Origin of the sequence: Simiaoa sp., from assembly GCF_051972595.1 — a bacterium.
Classification (GTDB): Bacteria; Bacillota; Clostridia; order Lachnospirales; family Lachnospiraceae; genus Acetatifactor; species Acetatifactor hominis.
In genome coordinates this window covers 1-16,830 of record NZ_JBOKRY010000040.1, presented here as the reverse complement: position 1 = coordinate 16,830, position 16,830 = coordinate 1, and the positions used below count along the sequence as shown (strand labels likewise).

The following is a 16,830-nucleotide window of genomic DNA, read 5'->3' as shown; positions in this document are numbered from 1 at the left end:
TCCGTTTGGAATTGGTTTTCGTGTTTCAGATAAGCGTTTTTTGTGATCACTTATCTTGGTATTAGTATGAGCACGGGCTTTTTTTTCATGCTGGTAAGTTTTTCATTTTTATGGTACACTCAAACAGCAACGAAAGAAACGGAGACCGGAAAGCGCGGCGTCGGATCCACTGACCGGAATCCCACAGAAGTGACTGACCTTTGAAGCTATCACGTAACTGCGGAAGCTGAGAAGAGAAGGTGTTTTTTTGTTGTCAAAAAATAACTATTCTATGATAGAAAGGCGACAAACAATGAAAAAGAAAACAAGATTCACAAAAACACTGGCGTTGGCGCTGACTTTGGGGCTGTTATGCAGCGGTCTTGCCGGGTGCGGACAGGCAAGAAACAGCGGGAACACAGCTGAAAGTCTTGCAGCAGAGAGCACACAGCCCACATCGGGCACACAGACTAGTGAGAGTATGGAAGCCGCAACGGAAAGTACAGAAGCTACAGCAGAAAATGCGGATGGCACGCTTATTCGTGTGGCATCCTTAAAGGGACCGACCTCTTTAGGATTATTATTTTTAATGGACAAAGCGAACAAGGGCGAGACCGCCAATACCTATGAATTCCGGATGGCTACCGGCGCAGACGAGATCCTGCCCCTGATGGTCAAGGGCGATCTGGATATCGCACTGATACCTGCAAATGTGGCAAGTATCCTCTATCATAAGACCCAGGGCGGCGTGGAAGTGATCGACATCAATACCCTGGGCGTATTGTATATGGTATCCGGAGAGGATGGGCTTGCGGATTTTACGGATCTGAAGGGGAAGACCATCTATTTAACCGGAAAAGGAACCACGCCGGACTATGTATTGCAGTATCTGCTGAATGCAAACGGCATGTCTGTGGACGATGTGACACTGGAGTATAAATCCGAAGCCACAGAAGTAGCATCTGTACTGGCTGAGGATCCCACAGCCATCGGCCTGTTGCCGCAACCTTTTGTTACCGCAGCCTGCATGCAGAACGATGCCCTGAAGGTGATCTTTGACTTAAACGAAGAGTGGAATAAGGTACAGGGCGCAAGCGGCAGCAGCATGGTCACCGGTGTCACGGTGGTTCGCAAGGAATTTCTGGAAGAGAATGAAGAAGCTGTGAAAGCTTTTATGGAAGAGCATAAGGCAAGTGCCGAAGCCATCAATGCAGACCCCGCCACCGGGGCTACACTGGCAGTGGAAGCGCAGATTGTGGCAAAGGAGCCTATTGCGCAGAAAGCAATCCCCGACTGCAACATTACTTATATGGATAAGGCAGAGATGAAGCAGGCACTTTCCGGATACCTTGACGTACTGTTCCACCAGGATTCCCAGTCCATAGGTGGCGGACTCCCGGAATCTGATTTCTATTATGATGCAGAATAAGTATAAAAAATACATCAAAAAATTTATCATTCTGTTCTTCTGGCTGGGCGTATGGCAGGTCACGGCAATGTGCGTGGATAATTCCCTGCTGGTGGTGACACCCATGCAGGCATTGCGAGCACTGGCAACCCTCGTGGGGCAGGCGGAATTCTGGCGTAGCGCCCTTGGATCGCTGTGGCGCATTGCTGCAGGCTTTTTGCTGGGAGCGGTTATAGGACTGCTGTTAGCGGCGGTAAGTTACAGATACCGTCCGGCAGAGGAGATCCTGCGTCCGTTTATGGTATTCTGTAAGGCAGTACCGGTGGCGGTATTTGCGGTGCTTTTACTGATCTGGTGGGGAGCTTCCCCGCTGGCTGTGGCGGTCTGCTTTTTAGTGGTGTTTCCGAATATTTATCTGAACACACTGGAAGGCTTAAAAAATGCGGACGCAGAACTGATAGAGATGGCAGAAGTGTTTCGTCTGCCGTTTGCTACCCGCTTTTTCTATATTTATCGCCCGGCGCTAAAGCCGTTCCTGCTCAGCGCATTTCAATTATCCCTGGGAATGAGCTGGAAATCCGGAGTGGCAGCGGAAGTGATCGGCACGCCGGTGCATTCCATCGGCGGGGCACTGTATCTGGCGAAGATTTACCTCGATACTGCGGATCTGTTTGCCTGGACGGCAGTGATCATTGTGCTTAGTGTATTGTTTGAGAAAATAGTATTTGGCTGCGTGGAATATTTTTTCCGGTGGGAGCCTGCCTGTAAGAGACCGGCAATGCCGAAGACAAATGTCACAGGAGAACGTCGCACTTTACGCGTGGCAGAGCTTGGAAAATGCTATCATGACCGTTGGATCTTCCGACATGTGGAACAGAAATTCCACGGGGGAGAACTGTATCTTCTGGATACACCTTCGGGCAGCGGCAAGACGACCTTTTTTAAGTGCCTGTGCGGGCTGGAACGGCCGGAAGAGGGAGAAGTGTCGGGAATCGATGCTTTTTCCGTGCAGTTTCAGGAGGACAGACTCTGCGAAGAATACAGTGCGGTGAAGAACCTGGAAATGGTCATGGGAGATGCGAAGGAAGCGCGGGAGGTGCTTGCGTGTTTACTGCCGGAGGAAGCGCTGGAACGTCCCTGCCGTGAATTGTCCGGTGGCATGAAGCGGAGAGTGTCACTGGTGCGGGCAATGGAAGCAGGAGCACAGTGCGTTCTGCTGGACGAGCCGTTCACCGGGCTGGATGAAGAGAACCGGGAGAAAGCATATGAATACATCCGCACACATGCAAGGGGGCGCATCATCATGATCGCCACGCATATCAGACCGTGGGAGAATACGGCAGAGGACGGTCAGAAGGGAGACTGATTATGGGAAAAGATACGGGAAACACGAGAGTGACTCTGGTAGGCATTATCGTGGAGGATAAGGAGGCAGCAGGCCGGATCAACGGACTTTTGCATGAATACGGAGAATATATTATCGGAAGAATGGGGATACCTTATCATGAGAAGCAGATGAATATCATCAGTGTGGTCGTGGACGCCCCGCAGGAAAAGGTCAGTGCTCTGTCCGGAAAGCTGGGAATGATCCCGGGAGTCAGTTCCAAGTGCCTCTATGCCCCGGATACGCAGAAAGCCCCCAAATAAAAGGGTTGTCAATTCCTCCAACTTATGCTATAATTGCAAAATGACTGCGACTGGATACAGACCCGCAAGGGTATAAAGGAGGAAATGTTATAATGAGTTTACAGGTTGAAAAGTTAGAGAAAAACATGGCGAAGCTGACCATCGAAGTATCTGCTGAAGAACTGGAGAAGGCAATCGAAGGTGCTTACCAGAAGAATAAGAACAAGATCAGCATTCCCGGTTTCCGTAAGGGCAAGGCTCCCCGTAAGATGATCGAGCAGATGTACGGTAAGTCCGTATTCTATGAGGATGCAGCTAATGCGCTGATCCCCGATGCTTACGATAAGGCTCTGGAAGAGTGTGAGGAGCAGATCGTATCTTCTCCGAAGATCGATGTGACCCAGTTAGAGGCTGGCAAGCCTTTCATCTTCACCGCAGAGGTTGCTCTGAAGCCCGAAGTGACTCTTGGCAAGTACAAGGGTGTGAAGGTTGACAAGATCGAAGTCAAGGTAACCGATGAAGAGGTTGAGGCTGAGATCAACAGAGAGCGCGAGAGCAATGCGAGAACCATCAACGTAGAAGACCGCGCTGTTAAGGACGGCGATATGACCGTTATCGATTTCGAAGGTTTTGTAGACGGTGTTGCATTTGAAGGCGGCAAGGGTGAAAATCATTCCCTGACCATCGGCTCCGGCTCTTTCATCCCCGGATTTGAAGAGGGACTGATCGGTGCTGAATTAAATAAAGAGACCGAAGTAAATGTAACCTTCCCTGAGGATTATCATGCAGCTGAGCTGGCTGGCAAGCCTGCAGTATTCAAGTGCACCGTTAAGGAGATCAAGGAGAAGCAGCTTCCTGATCTGGATGACGAGTTCGCAAGTGAAGTATCTGATTTCGATACTATGGCTGAGTATAGAGAGGATGTACAGAAGAAGCTGACTTCCAAGAAGGAAGAAGAAGCTAAGATTGCCAAGGAAGAGGCAGTTCTGGATGCAGTGATCGCAGATGCCAAGATGGAGATCCCCGATGCAATGATCGAGACCCAGCAGAGACAGATGTTAGAGAACTTTGCACAGAGAATTCAGGCGCAGGGTCTTACTTTAGAGCAGTATATGCAGTTCACCGGTCTGACCGCTCAGACCATGATGGAGCAGCTGAAGCCCGAAGCACTGAAGAGAATCCAGTCCCGTCTGGTTCTGGAAGCCGTAGCAGCAGCTGAGAAGATGGAAGCTACTGAGGAAGATTTCGAAGCTGAGATCAAGAGCATGGCAGAAGCTTATCAGATGGAAGCTGACAAGGTAAAAGAACTCCTGGGTGAGCAGGGTGCTAAGCAGGTGAAGGAAGATCTCTGCGTAAGAAAGGCAGCTGACTTCATCGTAGACAACGCTAAGGAAGCAAAGGCTGCAGCCAAGAAGACCACCAAGAAGGAAAAGGCAGCAGAAGAGAAGCCGGAAGAAGCATAATTTGTGCTTTAAGATACGATACGAAGAGAAAGCGGACTGCCAGGTCCGCTTTCTTTTTCAAATTTAAAAGTTCCTAAATTTTTATTAAATCTTCGAGATCTCGTTGAAAAAGCTTACTAAGTAGGATACGATAGTAGTATTAATCAGAAGCAATGGAGGTTTTAGAATATGAGTTTAGTACCTTATGTCATTGAACAGACCAGCAAAGGTGAGCGGTCTTACGATATTTATTCCAGACTGTTGAAGGACAGGATCATTTTCCTGGGTGAGGAAGTGAATGAGACTTCTGCCAGCATCATTGTGGCACAGTTACTGTTCCTGGAAGCAGAGGATCCTGATAAGGATATCCATCTGTATATCAACAGCCCGGGCGGAAGTGTTACCGCAGGTATGGCAATCTACGATACTATGAAATACATCAAGTGTGATGTATCCACCGTATGCATCGGTATGGCAGCCAGCATGGGAGCATTCCTTTTAGCAGGTGGTGCCAAGGGCAAGCGTTTTGCACTGCCCAATGCAGAGATCATGATCCATCAGCCTCTGGGCGGTACCCAGGGCCAGGCTACCGAGATCGAGATCGCAGCCAAGCATATCCTCCGCACCAAGGAGAAACTGAACCGTATGCTGGCTGAGAACACCGGCAAGGATTATGAGACCATCTGCGCAGACACCGAGAGAGATAACTGGAAGAGCGCCGAGGAAGCTTGTGAATACGGGCTGATCGATAAGGTGATCACCTTCCACGAGTAGCTTTTATCGCAGAGCCAAATCTGAAATTTGGCTCGCGTTTCCTACGACGCAAAAGCGGCGTCTTCGGAAGGAGATAAAATAACAGGAGTATAGTAGTAATGGCAGGAAAAAATTCCGGAAATGACATTAGATGTTCATTTTGTAACAAGACCCAGAGCCAGGTCCGCAAGCTGATCGCAGGACCTGCCGGGGTGTATATCTGTGATGAGTGCGTAGATATCTGCGCTGACATCCTGGAGGAGGAACTGGAAGACGAAGAAGTGGAAGAGACCGCGACTCCGGATATCAATCTTCTGAAACCGAAGGAGATCAAGAACTTCCTGGATGAATATGTCATCGGACAGGACGAGGCGAAAAAGGTCCTCTCCGTTGCGGTGTACAATCATTACAAGAGAGTTACGGCTCCCAAGGATCTGAACGATGTGGAGCTGCAGAAGAGTAATATTATCATGGTAGGACCTACCGGTTCTGGTAAGACTTACCTGGCACAGACACTGGCGAAGATCATCAATGTACCGTTTGCTATCGCAGATGCTACCACCCTGACCGAGGCCGGTTATGTAGGTGAAGATGTAGAGAATATTCTGTTAAAGCTGATCCAGGCGGCGGACTACGATGTGGAACGTGCCCAGTACGGTATCGTATATATTGATGAGATCGATAAGATCACGAAAAAGAGTGAGAATGTATCCATTACCCGTGATGTATCCGGTGAGGGCGTACAGCAGGCACTGCTTAAGATCATCGAGGGCACTGTGGCAAGCGTACCTCCCCAGGGAGGCAGAAAGCATCCTCATCAGGAACTGATCCAGATTGATACCACCAATATTCTCTTTATCTGTGGTGGTGCTTTTGACGGTCTGGAGAAGATCGTAGAGTCCAGACTGGACCGCAAGTCAATCGGTTTTAATACAGAGCTTGGGAAGAGAGAGGACAAGGATATCAGTGAACTGTTACAGGAGGTAACTCCTCATGATCTGGTGAAGTTCGGTCTGATCCCCGAGTTCGTGGGACGTGTGCCTATCTGTGTATCCTTACGGGGACTGGACAGAGAAGCACTGATCCGTATCCTTCAGGAGCCGAAGAATGCCCTGGTAAAGCAGTACCAGAAGCTGTTCCAGATGGATCATGTAAAGTTAGATTTTGAGCAGGATGCTATCGAGGCGATTGCAGACAAAGCACTGGAACGTAAGACCGGTGCCAGAGGATTGCGTTCTATTATGGAATCCGTAATGATGGATACCATGTATGAGATTCCTTCCGATGATACCATCGAGGAATGCGTAGTCACTAAGGCTGCGGTGGATGGAGAGAGCGAGCCTCTCACCATACACGAAGATTCTCTGAAAAAGGCAAAATAATCCGGGCGCTGCCTTGTGGTGACACAGGGCAGCGTTTTGTGCAAAAAAGCAGAAAGAAAAAGGTATTTTTATGATTATAAAGAATGTGAGTCTGGAAACGGTCTGTGGTATTACCAGTAAGCTTCCGGAAAATATCCATCCCGAGGTGGCATTTGCGGGGAAAAGTAATGTGGGGAAATCCTCTCTGATCAACGGTCTGATGAACCGGAAATCCCTGGCAAGGACCAGTGCCCAGCCGGGTAAGACCCAGACCATCAATTACTATAATATCAATGATGAAATCTACTTCGTGGACCTGCCCGGTTACGGTTACGCCCAGGCAAATGAGAATGTGAAAGCCCAGTGGGGTAAGATGATCGAAGATTATCTACATAAATCCAAACAGTTAAAGCTGGTGTTTTTGCTGATCGATATCAGACATGCACCGTCGGAGAATGACCGGATCATGTATGACTGGATCCGTCGTAACGGCTACGATCCTGTCATCATTGCCACCAAACTGGACAAGATCAACCGCAGCCAGATCCAAAAGCAGATAAAACTGATCCGCACCACCTTACAGGCGGGGGCGGATACACAGATCATCCCGTACTCTGCACAGACCAAGCAGGGAAGAGAAGAAATCTATGAGATTCTGGACGGAGTGCTGGCGGCAGAGGATCCTGCACAGGAATAGACAGCAGGAATAGATCGTAGGAATGATGAATGAGTGTAGAGACATAATGCGTGAGAGAGTGAGAATATATGAAGAAATATTGTAAAGCCTTAGTGAATCTGGGTATGGCATTTATTATATTACTATTGATTGTTTTCCTGGTGCCGAAGCTGTTAGTATTTTTCGCACCGTTTGTGGCAGGCTGGATCATCGCGTTGATCGCCAGTCCCTTGGTGCGTTTTTTTGAGGAAAAGGTAAAGATCAAGCGAAAAGCGGGAAGTGCATTTGTCATCGTGGCGGTCATCGCGCTGATAATATTGATCCTCTATCTGGTAGGGGCGAAGTTAGCCGATGAGATCATGGGATTGATCGGTGCACTGCCGGATATCTGGGACAGTGCGGAGCATGATTTTGCCGATATCGGGCAGAACCTGAGCGTTATCTATAACCGTTTTCCCGCGGATGTACAGCAAAGCATCATGGATGTCATCAATCAGATCGGAAGCTATGTGGGAGATCTGCTGGGGAAGATCGGCACCCCTACGATCAATGCCGTGGGCAATTTTGCCAAGCAGGTTCCTTCGATCCTGATCGGATTGATCATGGCACTGCTTTCTTCCTATTTCTTCGTAGCGGAGAGGGATCAGCTGGCAACATGGTTCCGTAAGCACACACCGGCGGAAGTACTGTCCTGGTATTATATGCTGAAGCGCGGACTGGTCAAAGCAGTAGGCGGATATCTTAAGGCACAGCTTAAGATCGAAGTGTGGATGTATCTGTTATTAGTCATCGGATTTGCTATTCTGCAGGTAGATTATGCGTTGTTGATCGCACTGGGAATCGCATTTCTGGATTTCCTTCCTTTTTTTGGAACCGGAACTGTTATGGTCCCCTGGGCAATTATCAAAATCTTAAGCTCTGATTATAAAATGGCCATAGGACTGCTGATCATCTGGGGCATCGGACAGCTGGCGCGTCAGTTGATCCAGCCGAAGATTGTGGGAGATTCCGTGGGAATGCCGCCTCTGCCGACCCTGTTCCTTCTGTACATAGGATATAAGCTGGGCGGTGTCGTAGGAATGATCGTGGCAGTGCCCATTGGTCTGATCGCTCTGACCATGTATCAGGAGGGCGCTTTACAGACGACCAAGGACAGCGTGAAGATCCTGACAGCCGGGATCAATCATTTCCGTAGACTGAAGCCGGAGGATATGGACGAAGTGTGGCAGATGCAGGAGAGAGACCGGAGGCTGAGCGAGGAACTGGCCAGACAGGCAGCAGAGGAAGAGGCTCAAAAAGAAGCCCAAAAGGAAGCTCGAAAAGAAGCTCAAAAAGAAGCTTCTGCGAAAAAACAGAAAGAAAAGAAATCATGAGAAATATCAGACTACGACTGCAATATGAAGGAACCAGATATCAGGGATGGCAGAAACAGACTTCCACGGATAATACGATCCAGGGGAAAATGGAGACGCTGTTGACCAAAATGTGCGGTGAACCCATAGAGATCTCTGCCAGCGGTAGGACCGATGCAGGGGTGCATGCCCTGGGGCAGGTGGCGAATTTCCACACGGAAGCTACCATGAGTATGGAGGAGATCCTGGAATATTGTAACCGATATCTGCCGGAGGATATTGCCGTGGTGGAGGTGTCGGAGGCGGCGCCCAGATTCCACAGCAGACTAAATGCCACCGGGAAGCGCTACCGTTACCGCATCATCAACAGTCAGATCCCGGATGTATTCTGGAGACGCTATGCGACAGAGGAACCGGAAGAATTAGATTTAGATGCTATGCGAAAGGCGGCGGAGCGATTGCTTGGAGAGCACGATTTCAAGGCATTTACCTCTGCGAAGAAAAGTAAGAAATCCACCGTCCGCCGGATCGACGAGATCCGGATCGAACGGATAGAGAATCGTGTGGAGTTTGTATTTACCGGAAATGGATTTTTGCATCACATGATCCGTATTCTCATGGGAACCCTCCTCGAAGTCGGAAAAGGCATCCGGACGCCGGAGAGTGTGACGGATGTACTGGAGTCCGGAAACAGAGCGAAGGCGGGAGCATTAGTACCTGCCAAAGGACTGGTACTGGAAGAAGTTTTTTATGCCTGAAACTCCTGAAACTTTTATGCCTGAAAAATAAAAATACTGCAACTTTTTGCCCTACAATTGCGTCTAGTATATTGTAGGGTTTCATTTTGCCATGAAATCGTAAATAAGAGCAAAACGAAATGTTTATAAAAATTTTATAAATAACATGCAGAAAATATGCATTGACAGGATACGATAAACGTGGATAAGGCAGAGGGGCTTTATCCCATACGAAAGGTGTAAGGTGCAGGTCATGGAAAAAAGGGTGGCAGTATACAATAATAATACAGGCGTAATAGAGATAATGAGTTCCCTTCTGGCAGGAGAAGGCTTAAAAATGGTGGCAGTGACGGGGAGAGCACAGTTACAAGAATTATTGCGGGCACAGGAGATCCAGCTTCTGCTGCTGGATGTGGAATTGGATGGCAGAGGCTGGGGAGAAGGCATTGAGATGATCCATGACATCCGTAATATGACTACGATCCCCGTTATTATCATTTCCGCACAGGATGCGGAGACCGCCAAGATCATGGCGCTGAATGCCGGTGCAGATGATTATGTGACGGTGGGGTATAATCCGCTGGAGCTGTTAGCCAGAGTGAAATCACAGCTTCGCCGGTATACACAACTGGTCAATCTGTGTGAAAGTATTGATAGTATTTATCGCGTGGATGGGCTGGAAATCAATGACCGGAACCGTACGGTAACGGTAGACGGCCGTGAAGTGAAGATGACGCCCATTGAATATAAGATCCTACGCCTGCTGGTGCAGGAGCGGGGAAAGGTATTATCCATCAGCCAGATCTATGAGTCTATCTGGCATATGCAGGCTATCGGAGCGGATAATACTATTGCGGTGCATATCCGCCACATCCGTGAGAAGATCGAGAGCAATCCCAAGGAGCCCAGATACCTGAAAGTGGTATGGGGAACCGGATATAAGGTAGGATGAAAAAGATTGTTAATAAGTGTGTCCTCTGCGTCAGCAGGGGACATTTTTGTCAAAGTTTGATCGGCGAGATGCTTGACAAAGCAATACAAATGCATTATTGTACTAATTAAATAATACAAGCAAAACAAGGATGGAGCATAAGGATGCAGACAGAAGTGATACAGGCAGGGGCAATACAGGGGAAACGAGGAATCAGCAGTGCAGTGCTGAAAAATATCGCGGTAGTGACTATGCTGATCGATCACATCGGGGCAGTGATCGTGGCAAGGCTGCTGGTCCGGAACGGGCTGTATGAAGCTATGGTGAATCAGGAGGCCTATACTGCCTGGGTGGGGCAGAACGGTGGAATGTACGGCATTTACATGGCAATGCGTATCATCGGCAGATTTGCGTTTCCCATTTACTGTTTTTTACTGGTAGAGGGATTCCAGAAGACCCACAATGTGAAAAAGTATCTGGGCAGGATGTTTTTATTTGCACTGATTTCGGAGGTACCCTTTGATCTGGCATTCAGCGGCAAGGCATGGTATCCGGCATATCAGAATGTATTTTTTACATTGTTATTGGGGCTGTTTGTGATCGCGGGACTTCATTTGGTGGAACAGCATTTTGCGGGTACAACGGTTGGAAAAACGATTCTGCGCGTGGGACTGAATGCCGTTATTATTCTGACAGGATGTGTACTGGCATTGGTTCTTAAGACGGATTATGATTTTAAGGGGATTTTGGCAATCACTGTACTTTATCTGTTCCGTAACCGGAAGAAAGCACAGATGTGGGCCGGTGTCATCATTTTTTTATTGATGGACAGCCTGGAGATGTTTGCAGCACTTTCCTTTATTCTGATCTGGTTCTACAACGGAACGAGAGGGCGGCAGAATAAATATTTCTTTTACTTTTTCTATCCTGCGCATCTTCTGCTCTTGTGGCTGGTATGTGTGGCAATGGAAATTGCGGGAATTCCTGCAATCTGACGAACAGCAGGATGCTCTGTGGATAGTAAAGTGGAAGACGGGGAAGACAGTGATATGGAGGATATGGCGTATATGGAAGAGAAGAAATGGGAGACAGGGGACAGCGAAGAATTGATCCGGGTACAGGAGATCAGCAAGACATTTCATCTGTCGGCAAAACAGCAGAAACTGGAGCATAGCACGGCGAAGACAAAGACTGCCGTGGATCAGGTGAGTTTTTGCGTAAACAGAGGGGAAGTGTTCGGGCTTTTGGGACCCAATGGTGCCGGTAAGACCACAACTCTTCGGATGCTGGCAACGTTGATCCGACCGGACAGCGGGGATGCGGTGTTATCCGGCAGCAGCGTAGTGACACAACCGGAGGAGGTACGGCGTAAGATCGGCTTCCTTACCAGTGAACTGAAGCTGGAGGATTTTTTTACCCCGGATTATCTGTATGACTTTTTCTCTGAATTATACGGTATTCCGGCAGACAGACGGGATGCCAGAAAACGCATGCTGTTTGCACGGTTCGGCATTCAGGAGTTTGCACAGGTGCGCGTCAGGGATCTGTCCACGGGAATGAAGCAGAAGGTATCCCTGGTGATCTCACTGGTGCAGGATCCGGAGATCATAATTTTTGACGAACCCACCAATGGGCTGGATATTCTGACAGCAAAAGTGGTGACAGATTTTCTGCTGGACCTGAAGGAGCAGGGGAAGACCATTATCGTATCAACGCACATTTTCAGTCTGGTGGAGAAGATCTGCGACCGGGTGGGAATTATTATTAACGGTCGTATGGCAGCCTGTGAGGACCTGTGGACCCTTTGCGGTGATAAGAGCCTGGAGGATCGCTTTTTTGAAATCTATGAAGCGGTGAGCGGGGAGGAAGAGAACCATGACAAATAATACGATTACGGTAATGAAAAAAGAACTGGCAAGATTTTTCGGAGACAGAAGGCTGGTAATCACGACACTTTTGCTCCCTGGAATCATGATCTATGTGGTGTACAGTTTTTTGGGAAGCGCCATGATGAAGTCCATACTTCCGGAAGAAGCTTACGTGGCGAAAGCTTATGTGGTGGATATGCCGGAGTCGTTAAGAGAAGAACTGCGGGAGCTTAAGGTAGACTGGCAGCCTGCGGACAGAGAGCAGCTGACACAGATGCGACAGGAGATACAGGACAAACAGGCAGACGGACTGGTAGTATTCCCGGTGGATTTTGATCAGGCTGTGGAAAATTATCAGGTGCAGAGTGGGAAACCGGCGCCCAACGTGGAGATCTATTACAATTCCGCGGAGACGGAATCCACTCATTTTTACAATGAAGTGTCGGATATTTTGGAGGCGTATGAGACATCCATATCCAATAAGTTAGACATCAATGCCGGGGAGTCTGTGTATTACGACTGTGCCACCAGCAAAGATACTACGGGACAGATGTTTTCCATGATGATGCCCTTGCTGCTTATGATGTTTTTATACAGTGGATGCATGTCCGTGGCACCGGAATCCATCGCCGGGGAGAAGGAGCGTGGTACCATAGCAACCTTGCTTGTGACTCCCATGAAGAGGAGCTCTCTGGCACTTGGCAAAGTATTTTCCTTAAGCATTATTGCACTTCTGGCAGGCTGTTCCAGTTTTATCGGAACCTTTGCGGCACTGCCGAAAATGATGGGCGGAGAGTTGACAGGAGTGGATTCGTCGGTGTATACGCCTATGGATTTTGCGATGCTGCTTCTGATCATTCTGTCTACGGTCATGGTGCTGGTATCCATGATCGCACTGGTCTCTGCTTTTGCAAAAAGCGTGAAAGAAGCGGCTACGACAGTCTCTCCCTTTACCATCGTGGTGACCTTTATCGGACTGAGCCCTATGCTCAGTCAGGGAAAAGAGATTCCGCTGTACCGGTATCTGATTCCGGTATATAACAGCGTACAGTGCATGAACGGTATTTTTTCTTTTAGCTATCAGCCGGTGGAAATTCTTTTGACCGTGATCGTGAATCTGTGTGTGGCGGGAGTGCTGGTATTCGGACTGACGAGGGCATTCCAGAGCGAGAAAGTGATGTTTGGGTAAGAGCATAGTATTTTATAATTATTGACTATAAAATGAGAAATGTGTACAATGATAAATATTCGGAGCAACGTGAATTCGAGCAAAAAGAAAGCACCGTAGGGGCAATTTTGCGAATGATGCTCTGGATACAGAAAATGGAGGAAAATAATACATGCAACTGCCTATTTTTGAGAAATACATTGATGAACTGATCGAGAAGAGCACTCTGGATGTTCCCGCATGGAACATTGAGAAGGCGAGAGAAGGAAAAGCTGCCGGCTGGAATTATATTGACGGCTGCATGATCCTGGCACTTTTGGAGATTTACAGCGCTACCGGAGAGAAGAAGTATTACGAATTCGCAGATGCATTTATTGACCACAGAGTACAGGAGGACGGTACGATTACGAAGTATTCCGTGGAAGAATATAATATTGACAATGTCAATGCGGGCAAGACCCTGTTCGCATTGTATGCGTTAAACGGCAAGGAAAAATACCGCAAGGCGATCGACCTGATCTACAGTCAGGTGGAGACGCAGCCCCGTACCGAGGAGGGCAACTTCTGGCACAAGAAGATCTACCCCAATCAGGTATGGCTGGACGGCATGTATATGGGACAGCCCTTTTACATGGAATATGAAACTAAATTCGATGCCAAGAAGCACTATGATGACATTTTCCATCAGTTTGCCAATGTCGTAAAATATATGAGAGACCCCGAGACCGGATTATACTATCACGGTTATGATGCTTCGAAGAAAGCTTTCTGGTGTAACAAGGAGACCGGACTGTCACAGAATTTCTGGCTGAGAGCACTGGGCTGGTATTCCATGGCCCTTTTGGATACCCTGAGCAAATGTGAGCCGGGAGAAGAGTACAAGGCAGAGTATGACAATCTGAAGAAGGTATTCGTGGATCTGATCGATTCCATGTTAAAATTCCAGGATGAGAGCGGTATGTGGTACCAGCTTCCTGCACTGGGCGGCAGGGAGCCGAACTACTTAGAGACCAGTGGAAGTGCGATCATGGCTTACTCCCTGTTGAAGGGCGTGAGACTCGGATTTTTACCGGAGTCTTACAGAGCCTATGGATTAAAGGCATTCCAGGGTATCTGTGACCGCTATCTGAAGGAGAAGGACGGACATTTAAGCCTCGGTGGTATCTGCCTTGTAGCAGGACTGGGACCGGAGGATAACCGCCGCCGTGACGGTAGCTTCGAATACTATATGTCAGAGCCCATCGTGGAAGACGATGCCAAGGGTGTGGGACCGTTATTATTAGCCTACACTGAGATGAGGAGACTGGACGATTAAATGAAGTCAGGCGGGATGATGAAGAACGATAACAGAAATGACAGAAGAACGTCCGGGGGTGTGACTGGGACAGGGAAGACCAAAGCAACGGGAAAAGCCAATGCGGCGAGAAAAACTAAAGTGACGGCAGGCAAGGAAAACCGGGTGCCCGTAGGACAGGGCCGGGAAAAGACGGCTGTTAAAAAGAAGAGTGGTCTCTGCCCGGTGGCTGATAAATGCGGCGGGTGCAGCTGGATCAACAAGCCGTATGCGGAACAGATGAAAAAGAAAGAAAAGCAATTAGGGGAGCTGCTGGCTCCCTTTTGCAAAATAGAGGGCATGATACCCATGGAGCATCCGGAGCATTACCGTAATAAGGTACACGCGGTATTCGGCGAGAATCGTTATCATGATGCCATTTCCGGCATCTATGAGCAGAAGAGCCACCGGATCGTTCCCGTGGACAGCTGTCTGATCGAGAATGCCAAAGCGGATGAGATCATTGTCTCTATAAGAGGGCTGCTGAAATCTTTTCATATCCGCCCTTACAATGAGGATACCGGATACGGACTGCTGCGCCATGTCCTGATCCGCACCGGACATGTCACCGGCCAGATTATGGTGGTACTGGTGCTGGCTTCCCCGATCCTGCCCTCCAAGAATAATTTTGTGAAGGCACTGCTGAAGCTTCACCCGGAGATCACTACCGTGGTCATCAATGTTAACAATCGAAATACCAGCATGGTACTTGGCGACAAGGAGCATGTGATCTACGGCAAGGGATATATTGAGGATGAACTGTGCGGTAAGAGGTTCCGTATTTCTCCCAAATCCTTCTATCAGGTGAATCCGGTACAGACCGAGATACTCTATGGGAAAGCTTTGGAGTATGCCGGACTCACCGGCAAAGAGACTGTGGTGGATGCCTACTGCGGAACCGGAACGATCGGCATGATCGCCAGCGACAAGGCCGGCAAGGTCATCGGTGTGGAGTTAAATGCCGATGCTGTACGGGATGCTCGCAACAATGCCAAGGCGAACCAGATCCGCAATATCCAGTTCTACCAGAACGATGCCGGGAAATTCCTGGTGGAGATGGCCGGACAGGGTGCGAAAGTAGATGTCGTCCTGATGGATCCTCCCAGAAGCGGCAGCACCGAAGAATTCATGAGCTCCGTAGTCCGGATCGGCCCCGAACGAATCGTCTACGTCTCCTGCAATCCCGAGACACTGGTCAGAGACCTGAAGTATTTTAAAAAGAAGGGTTACCGCGTGGCGAAGGGCGTGGGCGTGGATATGTTCCCGTTCACCGATTCGTTGGAGGCAGTCACCCTGCTGGTCCGGCAGAAGAAGTAAGTGAAAAGTCAGTTTGGTGTAAATAGTATAAAAACAATGGATTCCGTACAAAAAAGTTCCGAAATCAGGAATTTTTGTACGGAATTTTTTGTGTTTTTTCACCGATATTGGCGTTTTAAATACAAATCTCAAATATCCGACAGCGAATCATTTCGGACTGGATGCCGATTTTTATTGCCGCGGTAAGCGTAACGAATTTCAAAATTTATTTGATAAATCAAAAAAGCTGATTGACAGTGCCAGAAGTAATATGGCAGAGGTTTTTCAAGAAGCAATGTTGCTGGAATGTGTCAATTTTACATGGCTTACAAAGATAGAGAAGATGAAATTATCCAATCGGGAATTGGACAATTAGAAACGGCATACAAAAAAAATACCATTTAAGCTGAGCTGGACACATTATCAGATACTTATGCGTATAGAGGATAAGGACGAAAGAGACTTTTATGAGAAGGAAGCAATACGCTCTTACTGGAATGTAAGCACCTTGAAAAGACAATTTCACTCCAGTTTTACATACTCCGTATGTACTGGAATTTGCAGGGCTGGAGGATAAAGCAGCATATCATGAAAGGGATCTGGAATCGGCAGTAATTGGGAAAATGCAGAAGTTTCTTTTGGAGTTGGGGAAAGGATTTCTCTTTGAACAGCGCCAAAAGAGATTTACATTTAATGACAAAAATTTTTATGTTGATCTGGTTCTGTATAACAGACTGTTAGGAAGTCAGTAGTGCGTGAATAAACTGCTGACTTCTTTTTTTGATAGATACAGTCACTCCCAGGAGCGTGTATCGGATAAAACAAATTAACAGGAAGTAGATAAAGCGATATATGTGATATGCTATTTCACAACAAAAAAAGGTCGGTTCACAACATGGT

17 protein-coding genes are annotated in these 16,830 nt (G+C 48.1%); all 17 read left to right on the top strand.

Translation table 11 applies throughout. From position 1 onward, the window contains the following. The first annotated feature begins 292 nt into the window (after nucleotides 1-292). The 17 genes from ACTRDR_RS12130 to ACTRDR_RS12050 all read left to right on the top strand — a co-directional run bounded on the left by ACTRDR_RS12130 (nucleotide 293) and on the right by ACTRDR_RS12050 (nucleotide 16,682). Nucleotides 293-1,408: an ABC transporter substrate-binding protein gene (locus ACTRDR_RS12130; protein WP_440527792.1), complete on the top strand. Its 1,116-nt coding sequence runs from the start codon at nucleotides 293-295 to the stop codon at nucleotides 1,406-1,408. Continuing rightward, on the top strand, nucleotides 1,395-2,753 hold the full coding sequence (locus ACTRDR_RS12125; RefSeq protein WP_440527790.1) for an ABC transporter permease subunit: 1,359 nt from the start codon (nucleotides 1,395-1,397) through the stop codon (nucleotides 2,751-2,753). Before ACTRDR_RS12130 ends, ACTRDR_RS12125 begins: the two co-directional genes overlap by 14 nt. Nucleotides 2,754-2,755: 2 nt before the next feature. Continuing rightward, entirely contained in the window at nucleotides 2,756-3,034 is a 279-nt protein-coding gene (locus ACTRDR_RS12120) for a TM1266 family iron-only hydrogenase system putative regulator (protein WP_440527788.1), read from the top strand. Nucleotides 3,035-3,126: 92 nt separating this feature from the next. Further along, nucleotides 3,127-4,476, top strand: coding sequence for a trigger factor (tig, locus tag ACTRDR_RS12115; RefSeq protein ID WP_440527786.1), 1,350 nt, complete (start codon nucleotides 3,127-3,129; stop codon nucleotides 4,474-4,476). 168 nt (nucleotides 4,477-4,644) lie between these two features. Continuing rightward, a complete protein-coding gene (gene clpP, locus ACTRDR_RS12110; RefSeq protein WP_118546364.1) occupies nucleotides 4,645-5,229 on the top strand; it encodes an ATP-dependent Clp endopeptidase proteolytic subunit ClpP in 585 nt (194 codons plus the stop codon). Between the two features lie 98 nt (nucleotides 5,230-5,327). After that, nucleotides 5,328-6,590 carry an ATP-dependent Clp protease ATP-binding subunit ClpX gene (clpX, locus tag ACTRDR_RS12105; protein WP_176862874.1) on the top strand — a complete coding sequence of 421 codons (1,263 nt, stop codon included), beginning with the start codon at nucleotides 5,328-5,330 and terminating at the stop codon, nucleotides 6,588-6,590. Between the two features lie 70 nt (nucleotides 6,591-6,660). Continuing rightward, nucleotides 6,661-7,266 (top strand): ribosome biogenesis GTP-binding protein YihA/YsxC, encoded by a 606-nt coding sequence (gene yihA, locus ACTRDR_RS12100; protein WP_440527784.1) that lies wholly within the window; start codon nucleotides 6,661-6,663, stop codon nucleotides 7,264-7,266. Nucleotides 7,267-7,334: 68 nt separating this feature from the next. Next, a complete protein-coding gene (ytvI, locus tag ACTRDR_RS12095) occupies nucleotides 7,335-8,618 on the top strand; it encodes a sporulation integral membrane protein YtvI (RefSeq protein WP_440527782.1) in 1,284 nt (427 codons plus the stop codon). Beyond that, nucleotides 8,615-9,355, top strand: a complete 741-nt coding sequence (gene truA, locus ACTRDR_RS12090; RefSeq protein WP_440527781.1) for a tRNA pseudouridine(38-40) synthase TruA — start codon at nucleotides 8,615-8,617, stop codon at nucleotides 9,353-9,355. Before ytvI ends, truA begins: the two co-directional genes overlap by 4 nt. A 232-nt stretch (nucleotides 9,356-9,587) precedes the next feature. Continuing rightward, the gene (locus ACTRDR_RS12085) at nucleotides 9,588-10,286 is read left to right on the top strand and encodes a response regulator transcription factor (protein ID WP_022154664.1); all 699 of its coding nucleotides are present in this window, start codon (nucleotides 9,588-9,590) and stop codon (nucleotides 10,284-10,286) included. Between the two features lie 143 nt (nucleotides 10,287-10,429). After that, on the top strand, nucleotides 10,430-11,260 hold the full coding sequence (locus ACTRDR_RS12080; RefSeq protein ID WP_440527780.1) for a TraX family protein: 831 nt from the start codon (nucleotides 10,430-10,432) through the stop codon (nucleotides 11,258-11,260). Nucleotides 11,261-11,332: 72 nt separating this feature from the next. Continuing rightward, on the top strand, nucleotides 11,333-12,151 hold the full coding sequence (locus ACTRDR_RS12075) for an ABC transporter ATP-binding protein (RefSeq protein ID WP_440527814.1): 819 nt from the start codon (nucleotides 11,333-11,335) through the stop codon (nucleotides 12,149-12,151). Next, a complete protein-coding gene (locus ACTRDR_RS12070; protein ID WP_440527779.1) occupies nucleotides 12,141-13,322 on the top strand; it encodes an ABC transporter permease in 1,182 nt (393 codons plus the stop codon). The genes ACTRDR_RS12075 and ACTRDR_RS12070 overlap by 11 nt, the downstream gene beginning before the upstream one ends. Before the next feature lie 157 nt (nucleotides 13,323-13,479). Next, nucleotides 13,480-14,616 carry a glycoside hydrolase family 88/105 protein gene (locus ACTRDR_RS12065; protein ID WP_440527812.1) on the top strand — a complete coding sequence of 379 codons (1,137 nt, stop codon included), beginning with the start codon at nucleotides 13,480-13,482 and terminating at the stop codon, nucleotides 14,614-14,616. After that, nucleotides 14,617-15,951 (top strand): 23S rRNA (uracil(1939)-C(5))-methyltransferase RlmD, encoded by a 1,335-nt coding sequence (gene rlmD / locus ACTRDR_RS12060; RefSeq protein WP_440527778.1) that lies wholly within the window; start codon nucleotides 14,617-14,619, stop codon nucleotides 15,949-15,951. It begins immediately after the preceding gene. 412 nt (nucleotides 15,952-16,363) lie between these two features. Further along, nucleotides 16,364-16,507 carry a hypothetical protein gene (locus tag ACTRDR_RS12055; RefSeq protein ID WP_440527776.1) on the top strand — a complete coding sequence of 48 codons (144 nt, stop codon included), beginning with the start codon at nucleotides 16,364-16,366 and terminating at the stop codon, nucleotides 16,505-16,507. Beyond that, nucleotides 16,482-16,682 carry a PDDEXK nuclease domain-containing protein gene (locus tag ACTRDR_RS12050; RefSeq protein WP_440527811.1) on the top strand — a complete coding sequence of 67 codons (201 nt, stop codon included), beginning with the start codon at nucleotides 16,482-16,484 and terminating at the stop codon, nucleotides 16,680-16,682. The genes ACTRDR_RS12055 and ACTRDR_RS12050 overlap by 26 nt, the downstream gene beginning before the upstream one ends. Nucleotides 16,683-16,830: the final 148 nt, after the last annotated feature.

Excerpts from the sequence above, each read along its gene's own strand:
- ACTRDR_RS12130 (WP_440527792.1), top strand. The coding sequence starts at position 293 with ATGAAAAAGAAAACAAGATTCACAAAAACACTGGCGTTGGCGCTGACT.
- ACTRDR_RS12125 (WP_440527790.1), top strand. The coding sequence starts at position 1,395 with ATGATGCAGAATAAGTATAAAAAATACATCAAAAAATTTATCATTCTG.
- ACTRDR_RS12120 (WP_440527788.1), top strand. The coding sequence starts at position 2,756 with ATGGGAAAAGATACGGGAAACACGAGAGTGACTCTGGTAGGCATTATC.
- tig (WP_440527786.1), top strand. The coding sequence starts at position 3,127 with ATGAGTTTACAGGTTGAAAAGTTAGAGAAAAACATGGCGAAGCTGACC.
- clpP (WP_118546364.1), top strand. The coding sequence starts at position 4,645 with ATGAGTTTAGTACCTTATGTCATTGAACAGACCAGCAAAGGTGAGCGG.
- clpX (WP_176862874.1), top strand. The coding sequence starts at position 5,328 with ATGGCAGGAAAAAATTCCGGAAATGACATTAGATGTTCATTTTGTAAC.
- yihA (WP_440527784.1), top strand. The coding sequence starts at position 6,661 with ATGATTATAAAGAATGTGAGTCTGGAAACGGTCTGTGGTATTACCAGT.
- ytvI (WP_440527782.1), top strand. The coding sequence starts at position 7,335 with ATGAAGAAATATTGTAAAGCCTTAGTGAATCTGGGTATGGCATTTATT.
- truA (WP_440527781.1), top strand. The coding sequence starts at position 8,615 with ATGAGAAATATCAGACTACGACTGCAATATGAAGGAACCAGATATCAG.
- ACTRDR_RS12085 (WP_022154664.1), top strand. The coding sequence starts at position 9,588 with ATGGAAAAAAGGGTGGCAGTATACAATAATAATACAGGCGTAATAGAG.
- ACTRDR_RS12080 (WP_440527780.1), top strand. The coding sequence starts at position 10,430 with ATGCAGACAGAAGTGATACAGGCAGGGGCAATACAGGGGAAACGAGGA.
- ACTRDR_RS12075 (WP_440527814.1), top strand. The coding sequence starts at position 11,333 with ATGGAAGAGAAGAAATGGGAGACAGGGGACAGCGAAGAATTGATCCGG.
- ACTRDR_RS12070 (WP_440527779.1), top strand. The coding sequence starts at position 12,141 with ATGACAAATAATACGATTACGGTAATGAAAAAAGAACTGGCAAGATTT.
- rlmD (WP_440527778.1), top strand. The coding sequence starts at position 14,617 with ATGAAGTCAGGCGGGATGATGAAGAACGATAACAGAAATGACAGAAGA.
- ACTRDR_RS12055 (WP_440527776.1), top strand. The coding sequence starts at position 16,364 with ATGCGTATAGAGGATAAGGACGAAAGAGACTTTTATGAGAAGGAAGCA.